Origin of the sequence: Sporosarcina luteola (assembly GCF_023715245.1) — a bacterium.
In the GTDB taxonomy this organism is placed as follows: Bacteria; Bacillota; Bacilli; order Bacillales_A; family Planococcaceae; genus Sporosarcina; species Sporosarcina luteola_C.
In genome coordinates, this window is the sequence record NZ_JAMBNV010000001.1 from 1,045,594 (window position 1) to 1,062,858 (window position 17,265).

Annotated in this window: 20 protein-coding genes; 10 read left to right on the top strand and 10 right to left on the bottom strand. The window is 45.1% G+C overall.

Annotation, left to right across the window (positions count from 1 at the left end; all coding sequences use genetic code 11):
- Positions 1-10 precede the first annotated feature (10 nt).
- The 6 genes from hisA (at position 11) to rlmN (ending at position 4,619) form a co-directional block, all read left to right on the top strand.
- Positions 11-724, top strand: a complete 714-nt coding sequence (gene hisA / locus M3152_RS04825) for a 1-(5-phosphoribosyl)-5-[(5-phosphoribosylamino)methylideneamino]imidazole-4-carboxamide isomerase (protein WP_251694062.1) — start codon at positions 11-13, stop codon at positions 722-724.
- Positions 721-1,482 carry an imidazole glycerol phosphate synthase subunit HisF gene (hisF, locus tag M3152_RS04830; RefSeq protein ID WP_251694063.1) on the top strand — a complete coding sequence of 254 codons (762 nt, stop codon included), beginning with the start codon at positions 721-723 and terminating at the stop codon, positions 1,480-1,482. Before hisA ends, hisF begins: the two co-directional genes overlap by 4 nt.
- A complete protein-coding gene (gene hisIE, locus M3152_RS04835) occupies positions 1,476-2,099 on the top strand; it encodes a bifunctional phosphoribosyl-AMP cyclohydrolase/phosphoribosyl-ATP diphosphatase HisIE (RefSeq protein ID WP_251695244.1) in 624 nt (207 codons plus the stop codon). The genes hisF and hisIE overlap by 7 nt, the downstream gene beginning before the upstream one ends.
- 19 nt (positions 2,100-2,118) lie before the next feature.
- Entirely contained in the window at positions 2,119-3,192 is a 1,074-nt protein-coding gene (hisC, locus tag M3152_RS04840; RefSeq protein WP_251694064.1) for a histidinol-phosphate transaminase, read from the top strand.
- Positions 3,193-3,272: 80 nt separating this feature from the next.
- Entirely contained in the window at positions 3,273-3,455 is a 183-nt protein-coding gene (locus M3152_RS04845) for a hypothetical protein (protein WP_251625194.1), read from the top strand.
- A gap of 96 nt (positions 3,456-3,551) precedes the next feature.
- Complete coding sequence (gene rlmN, locus M3152_RS04850) at positions 3,552-4,619, top strand: 23S rRNA (adenine(2503)-C(2))-methyltransferase RlmN (RefSeq protein WP_251694065.1); 1,068 nt, start codon at positions 3,552-3,554, stop codon at positions 4,617-4,619.
- 84 nt (positions 4,620-4,703) lie between these two features.
- Here the strand turns inward: rlmN and M3152_RS04855 are convergent, their stop codons facing one another.
- The 7 genes from M3152_RS04855 to M3152_RS04885 all read right to left on the bottom strand — a co-directional run bounded on the left by M3152_RS04855 (position 4,704) and on the right by M3152_RS04885 (position 10,238).
- Positions 4,704-6,125 carry a tyrosine phenol-lyase gene (locus tag M3152_RS04855; protein ID WP_251694066.1) on the bottom strand — a complete coding sequence of 474 codons (1,422 nt, stop codon included), beginning with the start codon at positions 6,123-6,125 and terminating at the stop codon, positions 4,704-4,706.
- Positions 6,126-6,268: 143 nt separating this feature from the next.
- Positions 6,269-6,640: a hypothetical protein gene (locus tag M3152_RS04860; RefSeq protein WP_251694067.1), complete on the bottom strand. Its 372-nt coding sequence runs from the start codon at positions 6,638-6,640 to the stop codon at positions 6,269-6,271.
- A 165-nt stretch (positions 6,641-6,805) separates the two neighbouring features.
- Positions 6,806-7,126: a general stress protein gene (locus M3152_RS04865; protein ID WP_251694068.1), complete on the bottom strand. Its 321-nt coding sequence runs from the start codon at positions 7,124-7,126 to the stop codon at positions 6,806-6,808.
- Between the two features lie 80 nt (positions 7,127-7,206).
- Entirely contained in the window at positions 7,207-7,506 is a 300-nt protein-coding gene (locus M3152_RS04870; RefSeq protein WP_251694069.1) for a hypothetical protein, read from the bottom strand.
- Between the two features lie 73 nt (positions 7,507-7,579).
- Complete coding sequence (locus M3152_RS04875) at positions 7,580-8,149, bottom strand: SCO family protein (protein ID WP_251694070.1); 570 nt, start codon at positions 8,147-8,149, stop codon at positions 7,580-7,582.
- Positions 8,146-9,558 carry a sensor histidine kinase gene (locus M3152_RS04880; RefSeq protein WP_251694071.1) on the bottom strand — a complete coding sequence of 471 codons (1,413 nt, stop codon included), beginning with the start codon at positions 9,556-9,558 and terminating at the stop codon, positions 8,146-8,148. The genes M3152_RS04875 and M3152_RS04880 overlap by 4 nt, the downstream gene beginning before the upstream one ends.
- On the bottom strand, positions 9,558-10,238 hold the full coding sequence (locus M3152_RS04885) for a response regulator transcription factor (protein WP_251694072.1): 681 nt from the start codon (positions 10,236-10,238) through the stop codon (positions 9,558-9,560). The genes M3152_RS04880 and M3152_RS04885 overlap by 1 nt, the downstream gene beginning before the upstream one ends.
- A gap of 161 nt (positions 10,239-10,399) precedes the next feature.
- Here M3152_RS04885 and M3152_RS04890 point away from each other — a divergent pair, with 161 nt between their 5' ends.
- The 4 genes from M3152_RS04890 to M3152_RS04905 all read left to right on the top strand — a co-directional run bounded on the left by M3152_RS04890 (position 10,400) and on the right by M3152_RS04905 (position 13,048).
- On the top strand, positions 10,400-11,143 hold the full coding sequence (locus M3152_RS04890; RefSeq protein WP_251694073.1) for a FixH family protein: 744 nt from the start codon (positions 10,400-10,402) through the stop codon (positions 11,141-11,143).
- Between the two features lie 144 nt (positions 11,144-11,287).
- Positions 11,288-11,620 carry an ASCH domain-containing protein gene (locus M3152_RS04895; RefSeq protein WP_251694074.1) on the top strand — a complete coding sequence of 111 codons (333 nt, stop codon included), beginning with the start codon at positions 11,288-11,290 and terminating at the stop codon, positions 11,618-11,620.
- A gap of 6 nt (positions 11,621-11,626) precedes the next feature.
- Entirely contained in the window at positions 11,627-12,067 is a 441-nt protein-coding gene (locus M3152_RS04900) for a hypothetical protein (protein ID WP_251694075.1), read from the top strand.
- Positions 12,068-12,199: 132 nt separating this feature from the next.
- Positions 12,200-13,048, top strand: a complete 849-nt coding sequence (locus M3152_RS04905) for a GNAT family N-acetyltransferase (protein WP_251694076.1) — start codon at positions 12,200-12,202, stop codon at positions 13,046-13,048.
- Between the two features lie 164 nt (positions 13,049-13,212).
- Here the strand turns inward: M3152_RS04905 and M3152_RS04910 are convergent, their stop codons facing one another.
- The 3 genes from M3152_RS04910 to pepF form a co-directional block, all read right to left on the bottom strand.
- Positions 13,213-14,391 (bottom strand): pyridoxal phosphate-dependent aminotransferase, encoded by a 1,179-nt coding sequence (locus tag M3152_RS04910; RefSeq protein WP_251694077.1) that lies wholly within the window; start codon positions 14,389-14,391, stop codon positions 13,213-13,215.
- A gap of 140 nt (positions 14,392-14,531) precedes the next feature.
- Positions 14,532-15,278 carry a hypothetical protein gene (locus tag M3152_RS04915; protein ID WP_251694078.1) on the bottom strand — a complete coding sequence of 249 codons (747 nt, stop codon included), beginning with the start codon at positions 15,276-15,278 and terminating at the stop codon, positions 14,532-14,534.
- Between the two features lie 131 nt (positions 15,279-15,409).
- On the bottom strand, positions 15,410-17,230 hold the full coding sequence (gene pepF, locus M3152_RS04920; RefSeq protein WP_251694079.1) for an oligoendopeptidase F: 1,821 nt from the start codon (positions 17,228-17,230) through the stop codon (positions 15,410-15,412).
- Positions 17,231-17,265: the final 35 nt, after the last annotated feature.

Here is a 17,265-nt window from a genome sequence, read left to right on the forward strand (position 1 = left end):
GGAGTCGACAATGATTTTATTTCCGGCAATCGATATTAGAGGAGGCAAATGCGTCCGTCTTATACAAGGCGACTATGCCCAGGAGACCGTCTATCATGAATCACCATCGGAAGTGGCGAAGGAATGGGAAAGGCAAGGCGCCGAGTACATACACGTCGTCGATTTGGACGGCGCGAAAACCGGTGATTCATTAAATGCTGAAGCAATAAGGGAAATCGTGAAGGCTGTGAATATCCCTGTACAAGTCGGTGGAGGAATCCGGTCGATGGAAACGATCGATTCGCTAATCGTAAGCGGCATCAGTAGGGTCATTATCGGGACGGCTGCCATTCAAAACCCACAGTTTGTTGAAGAAGCGGTCGCCAAATATGCCGAAAAAATCGCAGTGTCGATCGACGCACGAAATGGACTCGTCGCGACGGACGGTTGGACGGAAACGACTGATGTTAAAGCGGTCAAATTGTTGCGATGGCTGGAAGGTGTAGGCGTCAAAACGGTCGTGTATACCGACATCATGAAAGACGGCATGCTGCAAGGCCCGAATTTCGATGAATTATATGTGGTGAGCAAAGCATCCGATATGGACATCATCGCTTCCGGCGGTGTATCGACCAATCTTGACATCGACAAGCTGAAAATGATGAATCTGTATGGCGCCATTATCGGAAAAGCACTGTATGAAGGGAATCTATCTTTGGCAACAGTATTGGGGGGACAGAGATGAAGAAACGAATCATAGCTTGCATGGACGTCGATAATCGGAAAGTCGTGAAAGGGAAGAAGTTCCTCGATGTTCAGGAAGTTGCAGATCCGCTGACGCTTGCGAAAAAATATGTAGCGGACGGTGCGGATGAACTCGTCTTTTATGATATATCTGCCTCTACGAAAAACAGGGAAATGTTCCTCGATTTGATTGCAGAGATTGCGAAAGAGGTACCGATTCCTTTCATCGTGGGGGGAGGCATCCGGACAATCGAAGACATCGGGAAGATTTTTAGTGTCGGCGGGGATAAAGTGTCCATTAATAGTGCCGCTTTGCTGAATCCAGAGTTGATCCGACAAGCTGCGGAGAAATTCGGTTCCGAACGGATTATCCTGTCAATGGACGTTAAGAAGACCGGTCCCGGAAAATGGTCTGTCTTTGCAAAAGGCGGTATGGAAGAGACCGGGCTAGATGCAATCGAGTGGGCAGTGAAGGGTGAGCAACTTGGAGCAGGTGAACTCGTCGTCAACAGCATCGATGAAGACGGCGTGAAGAATGGCTATGATATAGAGCTCTACAGAGCGATGGCATCCGCGGTCGGCATTCCGGTTGTTGCAAGCGGTGGAGCAGGCAAGTCTGAGCATTTCGTGGAAGTGTTGACGGAAGGGAAGGCGAGCGCCGCACTTGCCGCATCGGTCTTCCACTTCGAAGAAATCCATATTGGAGAATTGAAGATGTATTTGGACGAACAAAAACAAGTTGTTGGGAATGAATCATGATGAATATCGATATAGGTGCACTTATATATGATCAGAACGGTTTGATTCCCGCTATCGTACAGGATGAGCGGACAGGGGAAGTGCTCTTGCTCGCTTATATGAATCGGGAATCCATTCAAAAGACGCTTGAAACGAAAGAGACTTGGTTTTATAGCCGTTCGAGGCAGGAGCTTTGGAATAAAGGCGCGACTTCCGGCAATCGCCAAATTATCAAACGGATTTCCGTCGACTGCGATCAGGATGCGATCCTCATCCAAGTGGAGCCGGCCGGGCCCGCTTGCCATACGGGTGAAACGACTTGCTTTCATTCTATCGGCTTTGAAGAGAATAGCTCCGTACGCGGCATCGTCCATGAAATTGTGAACGAAATCAAAGAACGACGAGCGAACCCGATTGAAGGCTCCTACACATCGTATCTGTTCCGCGAAGGAGTGGATAAAGTATTGAAGAAGATTGGGGAAGAATCAACTGAAGTCGTCATCGGGGCGAAAAATCGGAATAAGGATGAATTGACGAATGAACTTGCCGATTTGACGTATCACACGCTTGTCCTCATGGAATTGCTCGATGTGTCAGTCGAAGACGTGAAAGGGATCCTTAAGGAAAGAAGGACTTAGAATAGTGAGGTGTGGCGGAATGAATAAATTTTGGAGCGAAATGGTGAAACGAACCGAGCCGTATGTGCCGGGTGAACAACTGAATGAGCCGGATATCATCAAATTGAATACGAATGAAAACCCGTATCCACCAAGTCCACGCGTAAAAGAGGCGATATTGGAAGAGTTGGAGGGAAAGCTCCGGCTATATCCATCCCCGACAGCGGACGGACTACGACAAGTCATTGCAGAAACGTACGACTTGTCAAAGGACGAAGTTTTCGTTGGAAACGGGTCGGATGAGGTTCTTGCCTTTTCATTCATGGCCTTCTTCCATCCGGATAAACCAATCCGCTTTCCGAACATCACATATAGCTTTTATCCGGTTTACGCAAAGCTGTTCAACATTCCATATGAGCTAGTTCGTGTGAATGAAGATTTCACTTTGCCCGCGGAATCCTTCTTCGGATCTGAAGGCGGAGTCATCATACCGAATCCAAATGCACCGACGAGCCTTTATATGGAGCTTTCATCAATCGAATCCATTTTAATCAATAATCCCGAAAGAGTAGTCATTATCGATGAAGCGTATATTGATTTTGCAACCGTATCTGCTGTGGAATTGGTGAGGTCCTATAAGAATCTTCTCGTCATTCAGACGACATCAAAATCTCGATCACTTGCAGGCATGCGGGTCGGCTATGCAATCGGCCATCCAGATTTAATTGAGGCACTTGTGCGGATCAAGGATTCATTCAACTCCTATACGGTGGACAGGCTTGCAATCGCCGGGGCGACGGCTGCATTCAAAGACCAGGAGTACTTCGACAGCACGGTATTGAAAATTAAAGAGACACGGGACCGACTTAGTGAAGTTTTGAAGGAGATGGGCTTTTACGTGCTATCGTCACAAGCGAATTTTGTATTCGCATCACATTCCCACAAGGCTGCATCCGAGTTGTATATGCAATTGAAAGAAGAAGGGATTCTCGTCCGTCACTTCAATCAACCTGATATCGATAACTATCTACGCATTTCGGTTGGTACGGACGAACAGATGGACAGCCTGCTTCGAAAACTGGAACAATTGCTTGCAGTCGATAGCCGAAATTGAAAAAGAGGATGGCAATGCGGGACAGGGAACTGCTATACTGTTGTCAAATGGAAGTTTTAGCGTAAAGGAGGAGCATCCAGATGACTACACCGAAATTCATCGATATCGCATTGATCATCTTCTTAGGCTATTTTGCAATAGACCGTTTCACAAAAGGACAGACGGGCATCGCCATTTTCTTCACTGTCTTGGCACTTATGAATGTATTCGTTCTACTTATGAAAATAAAACAGGATAAAAACAAGGCGAATGAGCCAAAGTAATGTAAGCTGTCTGTAGATGAGGCAGCTTTTTTCTTCTGTTTTCGCCGTTTTCATGGTATAATAACCGAATGCAAAAGTGAGAAGTGAGGAATTGACATGAAAAAATCAATTTACGGCTTGACCCTCGAACAGCTGACAGATTGGCTAGTCGAAAATGGACAAAAGAAATTCCGTGCTGCACAAGTGTGGGACTGGCTTTACAAAAAGCGTGTCACGGACTTTGCAGACATGAAAAATATAAATAAAGAGTGCATCCAACTTTTGGATGAGAATTTTGTAATACAGACGCTTGAACAGTCGGTAAAGCAAGTTTCCGACGACGGGACGATCAAATTCCTTTTCAAAATGCAGGACGGGAACTTGATTGAAACCGTTTTGATGAAATTCCCGTACGGCCACTCAGTATGTGTAACAACACAAGTCGGATGCAATATCGGCTGCAGTTTTTGCGCCAGTGGTTTATTAAAGAAAAACAGGGATTTGGATGCCGGGGAAATCGTCGGTCAAATCATGAAAGTGCAACAGCATCTTGATGAAGTAGGAAATGGGGAACGTGTCAGCCATATCGTCGTCATGGGTATCGGCGAACCGTTCGACAACTATACGAATTTGATGAACTTTCTCCGTGTCATTAATGATCAAAAAGGGTTATCAATCGGTGCGCGTCACATCACCGTTTCAACGAGCGGCCTGACACCGAAAATCCGCGAGTTCGCTGAAGAAAATATCCAAATCAATTTGGCGGTATCCCTTCATGCGCCGAACAATGATCTGCGGACGAGAATCATGAAAATCAATAAAGCGTATCCGATTGAAAAGCTGATGGACTCGATCGATTATTATTTGGAAACGACAAACCGCCGGATCACTTTCGAATACATTCTGTTGGATGACGTGAATGATCACGTAGCTGAAGCCGAGCAATTGGCAAAACTACTGTATAATAAACGTCATTTGTCTTACGTCAACCTCATCCCGTATAACCCGGTCGATGAGCACGGGCAATACCAACGAAGCAAACCTGAAGCGATCAAGTCGTTCCACGATACGTTGAAAAAGCGCGGCATTAACTGCGGCGTCCGATGGGAGCAAGGTACGGACATCGACGCGGCTTGCGGACAATTGCGAAGCAAGCAAATCAAGAAAGATAAAGTAGCGAAATAAATCATAAGAACGCATGCCAGTAAAAATGGCATGCGTTTTTTGCATCAAGGGCTCAATTAATCGCGCAAGGGCTTCATTACCAACCTACGCGTTAATCTTCCTATTCTCCTCGCCGATCAACTCACCAGTTTCCGATAGCGGCGCAAAACGTGCATTGAAGAAACGGAGTGTCGGCGGCTCGTAGACCATATTCAACCCGCAAATCGAATCCCTTTTTTCATATAGCGCCAAAATCGAATCGACCACGACATCCATATGATTATTCGTATACACCCTGCGAGGAATCGTCAAACGCACCAGCTCGAGATTCGGCCGATTATGCTCGCCAGTTTTTAAATCTCGTCCCGCGGAAATGATTCCGCGCTCCATGCTCCGCACACCCGAATCCAAATAGAGGGCAGCGGCAAGTGCCTGTGCCGGGAATTCCTCTTGGCTCAAATGGGGGAGGAATGCACGTGCATCCAAAAAGACCGCATGGCCGCCAATCGGCTGCACAATCGGAATTCCTGCATCCAAAAGCTGTTGCCCGAGATGTCTGACCTGACCAATCCGGTGTTCAATATAATTGTCATCGACCGCTTCGCGAATACCGATTGCCATCGCTTCCATATCCCGGCCAGCCATTCCGCCATAGGAAGGCATACCTTCATAAACCACAACGAGCTCGCGTGAACGGATATAGAGATTCTCGTCATTCATCGCGAGGAATCCGCCGATATTCACAAGGCAATCCTTTTTCCCGCTCATCGTGCACCCGTCGGAATACGACATCATTTCCTTTAAAATGTCCGAAACAGGTCGATCCGCATATCCAACCTCACGCTCCTTAATAAAGTAAGCGTTTTCAACGCAACGCGTCGCATCGAGCATAACATCGATATTGTGAGATTTGCACAGTTCATAGACCTCTCTCATATTTTGCATGCTGACAGGCTGGCCGCCTGCCAGATTCACGGTGACCGCCAGGCAGACGTATGGAATCTTTTCAGCACCGACTCTTTGAATCAAATTCCGTAGTTTATCCAAATCGACATTCCCTTTGAACGGCAGGTCGATGGATGGATCATGGGCTTCGTCAATAATGATGTCGACAAACGTTGCCCCATTCATCTCCTGGTGGGCGCGTGTCGTCGTAAAATACATATTGCCTGGTACATAGTCGCCTTCTTTGATTTTTAGCTGCGACAAGATATTTTCCGCACCTCGACCCTGATGCGTCGGCAGTACGAAGCGATAGCCATACACATCACGGACGGCCTGTTCCAGTCGCTTCCAGCTTTTGCTTCCGGCATAAGCTTCATCGCCCGTCATTAGCGCTCCCCATTGCGCGTCACTCATCGCCGTCGTCCCGCTGTCAGTCAACAAATCGATGTACACATCTTGCGAATCAATCAAAAACGTATTATACCCAGCTCGTTCAAGTGACTCTTTGCGTTCCTCATAAGTTAGCATGGAAAGCGTCTCCACACATTTAATCTTGTAAGGTTCGGCCGTTCTTCTTTTCAATAAAAACATCCCCTTTTGAAAAAGATTCTCCCTATTTCACTATATCTCTTGGAAACCTACTATTCAATGAATTTCCAATAGTTTTACTCGAACGCAAAAAAAAGACCGCACTTCATATATATGAGGCGGCCATTCATCCATTCCTATTCTTTTAATTTTCGGATGCCGATGACGATGAATTGCACTATAATGCCGAGCCCAAAACCGAACGTCGTGATGATGAATAACGATAGGACTCCAATTAGGTCTCCAAATCCGTTTTGGTCCATGAGGAAGCTGCGGAAAAACTCAGCGAATCCTAATATGAGGGCGGCCATGAAAATCCGGAAGGCAATCTTCATTTTATAGAAGAGCAAAGAAGACGCCAGTATGCCGACGGTTAGACTGAATACACCGAACGTCAAGTAGTTCTTGAACACCAATTCTGTCCCTAAGACGGTCCGAATCCCTAAGATGAGCAGCACGAACGAAGTCAGAGCTGTAAAAAAACCTATTTTCCATAATTTATTATCCAAAGAATTGCACCTGCTTTCATTACATATCATAACGGAAAAAAGGCGTTACGTGTAGAATGCAGGTACGATTAAATGAAAAGGCGGCTGCTCCCCATTAAAAGTGGGGGATACAGCCGCCAGAATTAAATTACGTTAGAAAATCCAGTAATTGTCCATAAAAAGGCATTACTTCTTCGCGATCAATACAAGTTTTCCGTGGTCAAGCTCTTTTTCTGCATCAGCGGCATCCTCTGCTGTCAATCCGGCTGCCTCCATTTTGCTGCGGAGTTCGTCTCCACGGGAAGTGAACATGTTTTTCATACTGTCAAGGAAGCCTTGTTCCTTCATGCCGACAGTTTCTGTGTCAAGTGCATCCGTAATATGTTCGGTCCTTTTTTTATCATGGGCAAAAATATAGATATCGTCATGAGTATATCCTTGTGTCGTCAATTCATCAATTTCCTTCTTAGCTTGTACTGCATTTTCAACGATTTTTTTCAAAACCATAGTAAAATTACCTCCCAATTGTATTTGTACTATCTATACCTCAAATAAGACAAATTAAACAAAAGGAAGTGCCCCGTACGTTAAATAGAGAAAGGATCGCCTTTTAACCGCTTATAGGATCTGATGAATTCATTTGGATCTTCCTTGACGCCAAAAGTGAAAACTCCCCGATTCGTATGCAGGTAAAAAAGCCCTGTGCCATTTGAAAATGGGCGATACGAAACATCGAGGACATGCTCCAATGAAAAAGTATGTTCCGATGTGACGATTGCTTCCTCGGATAAAAGAAGGGTGCGGGTCGTTTGCTGGTGTTTCTGGGTAAACCAATCGATTGACCGCTCGATTGTGAAATAATGTAAAGAAGAGACGGATTCTTTCAATAGGATTCCTCCTGGAAATTGTATATTGCAACCATGCTATCAGGTTTATGCTTCTGCGCCAATTAATCCGGTATCATTTCACAAGTCGTTCCACTTCACTGATCATTTGTTCTTCAAATGACTCCTCGAAATAACTATATTCATCCACGATATAGCCTTGCTGATCGATGATGTAAAAGTTCGTTCCGTGGATGACTTGCTCGGTTTCATTCGGCTTCTGTACAATCGTTTGGAATTGATTTAATGCCAATTTCTCGATTGTATCCTGCGAATACCCCGTCAATAAATGCCAGTTCGACTCGTCTTCCGAAAACTGTCCAATATATTCCTTTAATAGTTGCGGTGTATCAGTTTCCGGATCGACGGTGAATGTCACGAATTCCACTTCAATGCCTTGCTCCTTGAATGCTGATTGCAAGTCGGACATTTTTTGGGACATTGGAATGCAGACCGATTCGCAGGCGGTGAATATAAAATCTGCAATCCACACTTTTCCGGAAAGCTGTTCGGTGCCGAACAGATCACCATTTTGATCCGTGAATGAGAAAGAGGTCACTTGCCTGCCCGTTTGCTTCGGCTGGCCGCAAGCGGACAACAGAAACCCGGCAATGACAAGCATGAAAAGCAATCTGATTGTTTTCAAGATACATCCCCATCTTTCATCTGATTTACAAAACGGACAGTTACCGTAGTTCCAGCCGCCTCATCGCTTTCGATGGAAAAGGTGCCACCATGCAGACGAATGATCTCCTTCACGATCGATAGTCCGAGTCCCGACCCTCCAGTCGTTCGGTTCCTAGCCTTGTCGGTTCGGAAAAAACGCTCTCCGATCCTGCCGATATCGTCTTCAGGTATGACAATCCCTTCATTTGTCACTTTTAATTCTGCATATTGCCCTACAGACTTAAGCTGAATTGCCATTATCCCTTCATCGGTGGAGTATTTGACGGCATTGTCGATGATGTTGTACAAAACTTGCTGAATCCTCTTCGGATCGCCTGTCAAAATAAGGTCTTCCTCAATATCAATCCGCAATTCCAAACCTTTTTCTGAAATGAGAATGTTGAATAAATCCAGCGTGTCCAAAATGATTTGCGCTATGACAATCGGTTCATCGATAAGGACATACAGTTCCTCCTGTAGGTGATTCAGTTCGACCAAATCATTGATCAGCTTATTCAAACGCACAGTTTCTTTTTCAATCGTCGTCAAGTAGCTCTCCGCTTCTTCGGGTGATGAATAGATCTTTTCCTTCAAGACATGTGTATAGCCGCCAATATACGTCAATGGAGTCCGCAGCTCATGGACGAGGTTGGACGTAAATTCCTTTTTCCGATTTTCCTGCTCCTCGAGTGACAGGCTCATCGAGTTGAATGCATTTGCCAATTGGCCGATCTCATCCTCGCGGTCGGTTTCGATTCGGCTGCTGTAATTCCCTTTAGAAACTTCAGCCGAAAGCCGCTGGAGATCCTGTAACGGTCTGAACAGCGACTGCCATGCACGATTCAAGACAAGAAACAGAACAAAAAAGAACAAAGTGCCTACAGATACCAGCAGGGGAATGCTTTCCCGAAAGACATCTTGAATCGCTGCGAGCGGGATATATATGTAAATGAATCCGAGTAGACCCGTTTCGCCCTTGATTGGGAAAATGGCTCCTAGAACTTCGCGATCCAACTCCTCTACATAGCCTTTTTTCATAATATAAGCGCCTTGATTGAGCCTTTCCCGGTCCGCATTGCTGACAAGATTTTCATAATTGATTTTGTAGGGGAAATAAGAAGTCAGGTCTTCCAACTGGTCCACAACAATTACTTCGTATTCGGAGACGATGTTGTACCATTGGATCTTTTCAATGATTTCATCACTCAACTCGCCGTAATGGTAATGGGATGCAGTCCTCTTTCCTTGATAGACGATTGATTCTTCAATGCTCGAAAGATACAGCTTGGAATAAAGGAAGTGTATAAAGAAAAATGAAAATAGGATCGTGAAAGCGAGGCTCGATAATAGGACAACTAATATCTTTTTGCTCAATGTGAGCTTTTTCATCATTTCACCTCAAGCTTATAGCCGATGCCCCATACCGTTTCAATCATGCTTTCCGCTTCTCCCAATTTTAACCGTAATGTCTTGATATGTGTATCAATGGTACGATCGGTGCTTTTGTGGCGATCCCCCCATACGAGGCTCAATAGTTGTTCCCTCGTATAGACACGTCCAGGTTTTCTAGCAAGCGTCTCCAGGATTCCGAACTCCTTCACCGTTAAAGAAATCGGCTCGTTATTCAAAGTGACCTTATGCGCAAGATGATCGATGACGAGAGGTCCGACTGTTAGTAATGATTGAGATTGATGTTGGTGTTGATACGATCTTCTTAAAACGGATTCCACTCTTGCAATCAGCTCGCCTGGCATGAATGGCTTGACAATATAATCATCGCCTCCAATTTTAAGGCCTTCCACCTTATCCCATTCCTCTCCTCTAGCGGATAAAAAAATTATAGGGATGTTCGTCTTCCGCTTCATTTCTTTGGCAAATTCGAATCCGTTCATATACGGCATCATGACATCTACAATACATAAATGGGGCTGCAGATTATACACTTTCGTCAAAGCGTCCATGCCGTCAGTCGCTTCTTCGACGGCATAACCGTCTTTTGCAAGGAAAGTGCGCACTAAATTCCTCATTTGCGGTTCATCATCTATAATTAAAATCGTATATGGCTTCATCAAAATATCCTCATTTCACAGATATAATCAATTATAATTTACTTGGTAGATGTGAAATACTTATGAACAGCTACACTTCATAGTTACTTCGCATTTACTTGATAATATCATATTAGGTTAATCCGTTTATTCAAATAGAAGAAACAGTGGAGGGAACCATCATGAAAAAGAGATACAAACTGCTTGGCCTGATCATCGGGTTAGGTATGTTATCCGCTTGCGGAAAAGATGTGGATGACGGCTCTGCAGTGGAAGTGCTGCCATTGGAAGTTGACTTGACAGTAACCGAACAGGCCGAAGTGGGCGATACAGTGAATATGGAAGCCCTCGTTACATACGGGGAGGAAAAGGTAAGTGATGCTGATAAAGTCGTCTACGAAGTGTGGGAAGAAGGGAAGAAAGACGACTCAGTCATGATCGACTCCGTCAATGAAAAGGACGGCACCTATACAGCAGAAACATCATTTGAACACGACGGAATATTCCATGTTCAAGTACATGTGGACGCAAGAGATCTGCATACGATGCCCGTGAAACAAGTGACAATCGGTAAAGGTGCACAGGCTGAAGGCGAGGAACAGGGACATGAACACGACCATGGACATGCAGAAGGTTTTGCGCTCCATTTCGTGAAGCCGGAAAATGTTGCGGCGGGTGAAGAAACGGAATTGATGACCCACTTACAGATTGACGGAAAGCCTCTTGTAGATGCGAATGTGCGTTATGAGGTTTCAAGCGATGTCCTCGGTGAAAAGCATCTTTGGATTGATGCAGAGGAAACTACACAAGGTGAATACACAGCGGTCCATCCATTCGAGCAAGCTGGGGTGTACACAGTGAAGATTCATGTGAAAAATAAAGACGGCTTGCATGAGCATGAGGAATTTACAGTAGAAGTGAAGTAAGAATTCATTCCAATTCAATCGTAATGATTGTGACTGTATCGTGAAATTCTAGTATGATGCTGCAAAGTTTACAATCGTTACGTCTGGAAGTATTGACAGGGAATCGATATGATAGAGGTAGATTCAGAAGAGGAGCGATGCATTATGAATGGATTACCAGAAAAGACTTGCTCGGTTGAACGGCTCGTCACTATTCCAGAAGATGTCGAAAGAGTATTAAAAGGTGAAAAAACCGCAACAAGACGGAATGGCGTCTATGCGTATCCAGATGAGATAATGGTGTTAGATGGAAAAGAGTTTAAAATTGATAAGCTCTACAAACAGACACTTGGTGAAATGACCGATGAACATGCGAAGCAGGAAGGGTTTGCTAACATGGAGGATTACAAGCAATCAATTCTTGCTTTGCACCCGAAAATGCCATGGCTTCCGACAATGAGCGTCTGGGTTCACGAATTCAGCCCAGTCTCAAAGTAAGATGACATGAAATACATGTATGGGACAATTGTATTTGTCCACGTCGTCTCCGCAGTCCTTGCAATCGGCCCGTTATTCCTATTGTTGCCGACAATCAAAAGGCTGCGGAACGTCGATCTTCCAACCGAAAATGCATACTTGACGATTATCAAGATTATTATCAGGCTAGTCATGCATGCCGGTCATCTGCTCGTCATTTCCGGCGCATTGCTTTTGCTGACCGGTCCATGGCCATGGTATACATCCTGGGTGATTACGACCCTTGCAATCATGCTAGCATCCGGCGTTTTCCTGTCAAGCGGATTTACAAAGGTTCTCCGAAGATATTATTTACCCAATAGCCATAAAGGGGAAATTCTGACCGTTCTGACGACGACTGCTTGGATCTATATAGGATTGATGCTCGTTATGCTTTGGCTCATGGTGCAAAAACCGATGCTTTGGTGAAATGAATACTAGATTACATAACATGAGGATGTGCAGTCGTTTGCTGCATGTCCTTTTTTATTCATTGAAAAAATACCGTGACAATTCAGTTACTAGAGTATATAATGCTCAGAAACGAAATGGGGGATTTGGATGGAGTTTGTTCAATATGAGGATGCTGAGAAATTTGCGGAGGTGGCGGAGCCGGTCATCGAGAAAAACGAGGATGTATTCAGCCTTTTCTACGGTATCTTGCAAGCGATAAAAGCGGGGAAATATGAAAATCCTTTCATGGCGGTTGTTTTGGATAGGGGAGAGGCGCTTGCTTTATTGCAGATGACCCCGCCACATCCGTTAAATCTCGTCATTGTGGATGAAAGCAGGAAGGATGAGACAATCGATTTCATCGTACGGGAATTGCGATCGGCTTCAGTGCCTGTTCCATCTATCATCAGCGTGAAACAATGGGCGATTGCATTCGCAGACGTTTGGGAGCGTCAAACAGGGAAGAAGCAAAGACTGCTCATGGATCAGGGACTTTATCGGTTGGATGAAGTTGAGGAGAAGCTAGAGATGAGCCCGGGAAGCTGGAGGTTCGCTTCCGGCGAGGATGCTCCGCTAATCGAAAAATGGTTTGCATTGTTCGAGGAAGATGCCAATCTGGATAGGACATTACCGGAGCTCATTCAAGAAAGGGTCGCGGCATTCCTCGATGCCCGGGAAGTTTTCCTATGGGAGGATGAAGGGAAAGTCGTCTCGATGATGAAGAAATCAAGACCTACAAAAAACAGCGTCACCGTGTCTCTCGTGTTTACACCGAAAGAGGAACGGAAAAAAGGTTATGCCCGCACGATGGTCGCGCAAGGTTCGAAGGAGCTATTGAAAGACTATGAATTCTGCATGCTTTATACGGATATGATGAACCCTACATCGAATAAGATTTATAAGGAAATCGGCTATAAACATATCGCGGATTCACTCCATATTGGATTCGAAAAGTAAGAATGGGGATTGCGCGCTCAAAGAGTCGTTTCCCGCGCTCAAAGAGTTGTCTCTCGCGCTCAAAGAGTCGTCAGCCGCGCTCAAAGAATCGACTCCCCTACGCCTAAATCCACCTCTTCCACATTCGAAAAAGGGTCGCCTCAACCGAAGGCGGCCCTTTCATATCATGCTTCACTCACAGAAAATATCCCCAACTTCTCAATTCTGTGGACGGCTTCTGCAATGCGCTCTTCACTTGCCAGCAGGCCGACCCGCACATAACCTTCGCCGTGCGTGCCGAAGCCGTTTCCAGGAGCAACGACGACTCCCGCCTGTTGTAGAAGAATATCCGCAAACGCCTCACTCGTATAGCCTGGCGGAACGGGCAGCCAGGCGAAGAAGGACGCTTTGGGCGCTTCTACATCCCATCCGATCCGTTTGCATTCGGCAATGAGTACATTTCTACGTCTCTCATACAATGCAGTCAGTTCACGTACACATGCCTGATCTTCTGTCAAAGCAGCAATTGCTGCATGTTGAACTGCAGGGAAAAGGCTGATGAACAAGTGATGTTGTAGTTTATTGATCGCCTCGATCATTTGGCGGTTTCCGACCGCAAAGGCGACTCTCCAGCCGGCCATGTTGTATGTCTTCGATAATGTGTACATTTCAATTCCAATCTCTTTTGCATCTTTTGCTTGCAGGAAGCTGACAGGCTTCTCACCGTCGAAACCAATTCCGCCATACGCCATGTCATGTAAAATGAAGATTTCGTTATCCTTGGCAAATGAAACCGCTTCTTCAAAGAAGGGGACGGTCGCAACTGCGCTTGTAGGGTTGTTCGGGTAATTCAAATACATGATTTTCGCTTTCTGCTTCACGTCTTCAGATAATGCATCGAAATCGGGAATGAACCCATTTTCCTTCAGGAGAGGCATCGTTACATAAGTGATGTTCGCAAGACTCACTCCCGATAAATAATCCGGGTACCCGGGATCGGGCAGCAAAAGCAGTTCGCCTTCATCCATCATCGCCAAAGGAACTTCGACAAGTCCTATTTTGGAACCACCTAGAACCGCGACTTCTGTATTCGGATCCACATCCACATCATATTCACGTTTGTAAAACTTCGAGATGGCTTCCCGGAATTCCGGAATACCGTTGAATGGCGAGTATCCGTGAGTTTCCGGACGTTCCGAAGCTTGTTGCAAAGCTTTGATTATATGAGCAGGTGTCGGCTGATCTGGGTTGCCCCTTCCTAAGTTGATAATATCCAATCCTGCAGCCTTGGCCGCATCTACTTTTTTAACTAATGAAGAAAAGAAATGGGGTGGCATGTTTCGTACACGGTTTGCAATCAACATGTAACGACCTCGTTTTCATAGTTTTTAGACTCATCTGACTATGTTGTGCTTTTATTCTACTATATGCGTCAGAGGAAACTCAACATGATTTTTTACGGGAAAGAAAAAAGCCGCCGCCCGTTTCGAAACGGGTGGCGGCTTCAATTATTCTGCTTATTATTCATAATGAACGTCAAGAGAGAAACCCAATGGTCGACCTGTCGTTGCAAGTCTATATATTCCTTGGAATCCCTTCTCAGCCGTTTATCGAGATTGGCATAGAACCGGATGATGCGGACCGGTTTCGTCTCGTCATCGATAATTATCTTCAATTCAACATTGGCAACTCTGCGGTGAATCGCCTTTTTTGCAATCGGTATCTTTTTATTGATGACCTGTACGACGGATTGGCCGAGCTCTTCGATGCGTTCCATTGTCCCGGCGGCTTCGTTCACAACGGTTTGCTGGCGTGTGCCATTTTCATAAACTTCTACCGCCAATAGTGCAGAATAAGGATAGTCAGAAAGTATGTATGGCATTTTGTGAAATGCTTTTGTTACTCGCTTGCCATCGATTAGGGGAGCAGGCTCCCAAAAATGGATTCTGCGATTCCTTTCGTCAACAGCGATCTTTGTTAGTAAATCATCAGCAATGAAAGAATGCGATTCGAAATAACTCGATGATTTCGGTTGGAAAGTGTCCATGTATTCCTTCTGGCTAGCTTTCAACTTTTCTTCCGTCCGCGTGGAAAGGGATAAAAAGAGTATTGCAAACCCGAAGAATAAGGCGGAAAAGATAAAGCCGGGAAGGAAGGCATCTCGCTTTATAAAATAAAACATGGCAGCTATTCCAATGATTGGCGCGAGACAGCCGAACCGGACATACCAATTGGATTGTGTAGAAGACAAGTGAACCCCTCATTTCAGAAATGATTAACTAGCAACACGAATAGATTTGTATTTATCATATCGGATGGAAAAACGAATAACAACATCAATAAAAAAGCTGTCCCTCCTTAAAAGGGACAGCTCATCCAAAATCAGTTCACTTGTGCAGCTTCGATCTCTTCAGTCAATTCAACGAGCTGATCAACCAATTCACCGATATACGCAATCGTATCAAGTAAAGGCTGTTCCGTCGTAATATCGACTCCCGCCATTTTGGAGAGCTCGGCAGGGGACTTCGTGCCACCTGCTTGCAATACTTTCAGCCAATCCTCAACAGCTGGTTGCCCTTCTTCCAAAATACGTTTCGAAACTTGAGTGGAAATCGTTAAGCCGGCACTGTATGTGTATGGATACAAGCCCATGTAATAATGCGGTTGGCGCATCCATGTCAATTCCGCGCCTTCGTTGATTTTCACGTCGTCTCCCCAGAATCCTTCAAGGACACCGCGCTTAAGGCTATTCAATACATTTGCATTCACACTGCCGCCTGCATCGATGCGCTCATACACTTTACGCTGGTATGCTGCTTCCAATAAGTGAGTGACGAAGTTATGGTAGTATGTCCGCGCCACGATGGAAGAAATGACCCAACGTTTGAATTTCGGATCATCCGAATTGGAAAGCAAGTGATTCGCCATCAACATTTCATTCATCGTCGAAGGTGCCTCAATGAAGTACATGGATGGACGTGAATTGAAAATGTTCTGGTGCTGGTGGGCGTTATAGAAATGTCCCGCGTGCCCTAGTTCATGCGCTAAAACGAAAACATCTTCCATGCTGCCTGTCCAGGAAATCAAAATATAAGGATGGACGCCATAAGGACTCGAACAGAATGCGCCTGTCGATTTACCCGCGTTTTGTGCAAAATCAGTCCAGCGCTCTTTATAGGACCGATCGATCATATTCATATAATCGTCACCCATGATGGCCAGCGCATCATTGATATATTTCTTGGATTCTTCAATCGTGATTTTCGGCTCATAGTTCGGATCCAATGAAATTTTCAAATCTGAGAAAGTCATCTCGTCAAGGCCGTGAACCTTCTGAAGAAGCTTTGCGTATTTGCGCATATGCGGCGCAAGATGTTTCATGATCAAATCGATTTGGCGGTCGTACATGGAGCGGTCTACTTCCTGGGTGAAGAGGAGGTATTCGAACACATCTTTATAGCCTCTAAGATCTGAAGTCGTTTTCTCCTTCTGCAAATGCATGTCGTATGTCTTTGCAGTCGTATGCTGATATTCTCTCAATTTTGCATGGAAAGCATCATAGGCAGCTCGTCTCTTTTTTGTATCAGTTTCGGACTCCCATCCGCCTTCGAATGTCGTATAGCTTAAGGGATAGTTTTCGCCGTCGACTTCAAAATCATTGAAATTCATGTCAACTAATTTTGTCGTATTGTACAATCCGTATGGGGCGTTCAGTACAGAAGAGAATGCCGCCAATGTCTTTTCCACTTCAGGATGAAGCTTATGCGGCTTTTGACGAATCAGTTCTTCAAGATAGTTTTTATACTCCTCGGATTGGTTCATCGCGTTTTCCAATAACTCACCCGACACTTCTGAAAGTTCACTTGTGAAGAATGATAGCTGGCTCCCGAGTTTGGATGCGATCGAGCCATATTTGCTAGCGCGCATTTGCGCTTCATCATTCGTTTGGTCCACACTATGCGCTAGGCTTGTGTATGTTCCGATCGGCACCATTTTGCCCATGAGGGAAGCATATCCATCTAAAGCTTCGATGATGGTTTTCTCATCATTGATGTTTCCCTTAAAGCGCTCTTCGAAGGATACGACTTCACTTTCGAGCTGTTCAATCGCTGCATTATAGTCCTCTTCAGTTTTAAATAGGTCTTCCAAGTTCCATGTTTCTTCAGTGTTCACTGCTGAACGTGGCGGTAAATTTTTTACCATTCTCATCTCTCCCTTTTATTACGGATGTCGAACTA

Excerpts from the sequence above, each read along its gene's own strand:
- rlmN (WP_251694065.1), top strand. The coding sequence starts at position 3,552 with ATGAAAAAATCAATTTACGGCTTGACCCTCGAACAGCTGACAGATTGG.
- M3152_RS04895 (WP_251694074.1), top strand. The coding sequence starts at position 11,288 with ATGAATGGATTACCAGAAAAGACTTGCTCGGTTGAACGGCTCGTCACT.
- M3152_RS04880 (WP_251694071.1), bottom strand. The coding sequence starts at position 9,558 with ATGAAAAAGCTCACATTGAGCAAAAAGATATTAGTTGTCCTATTATCG.
- M3152_RS04865 (WP_251694068.1), bottom strand. The coding sequence starts at position 7,126 with ATGGTTTTGAAAAAAATCGTTGAAAATGCAGTACAAGCTAAGAAGGAA.
- M3152_RS04885 (WP_251694072.1), bottom strand. The coding sequence starts at position 10,238 with ATGAAGCCATATACGATTTTAATTATAGATGATGAACCGCAAATGAGG.
- pepF (WP_251694079.1), bottom strand. The coding sequence starts at position 17,230 with ATGGTAAAAAATTTACCGCCACGTTCAGCAGTGAACACTGAAGAAACA.
- M3152_RS04910 (WP_251694077.1), bottom strand. The coding sequence starts at position 14,391 with ATGTTGATTGCAAACCGTGTACGAAACATGCCACCCCATTTCTTTTCT.
- M3152_RS04900 (WP_251694075.1), top strand. The coding sequence starts at position 11,627 with ATGAAATACATGTATGGGACAATTGTATTTGTCCACGTCGTCTCCGCA.
- hisA (WP_251694062.1), top strand. The coding sequence starts at position 11 with ATGATTTTATTTCCGGCAATCGATATTAGAGGAGGCAAATGCGTCCGT.
- M3152_RS04845 (WP_251625194.1), top strand. The coding sequence starts at position 3,273 with ATGACTACACCGAAATTCATCGATATCGCATTGATCATCTTCTTAGGC.
- hisC (WP_251694064.1), top strand. The coding sequence starts at position 2,119 with ATGAATAAATTTTGGAGCGAAATGGTGAAACGAACCGAGCCGTATGTG.
- M3152_RS04905 (WP_251694076.1), top strand. The coding sequence starts at position 12,200 with ATGGAGTTTGTTCAATATGAGGATGCTGAGAAATTTGCGGAGGTGGCG.
- M3152_RS04890 (WP_251694073.1), top strand. The coding sequence starts at position 10,400 with ATGAAAAAGAGATACAAACTGCTTGGCCTGATCATCGGGTTAGGTATG.
- hisF (WP_251694063.1), top strand. The coding sequence starts at position 721 with ATGAAGAAACGAATCATAGCTTGCATGGACGTCGATAATCGGAAAGTC.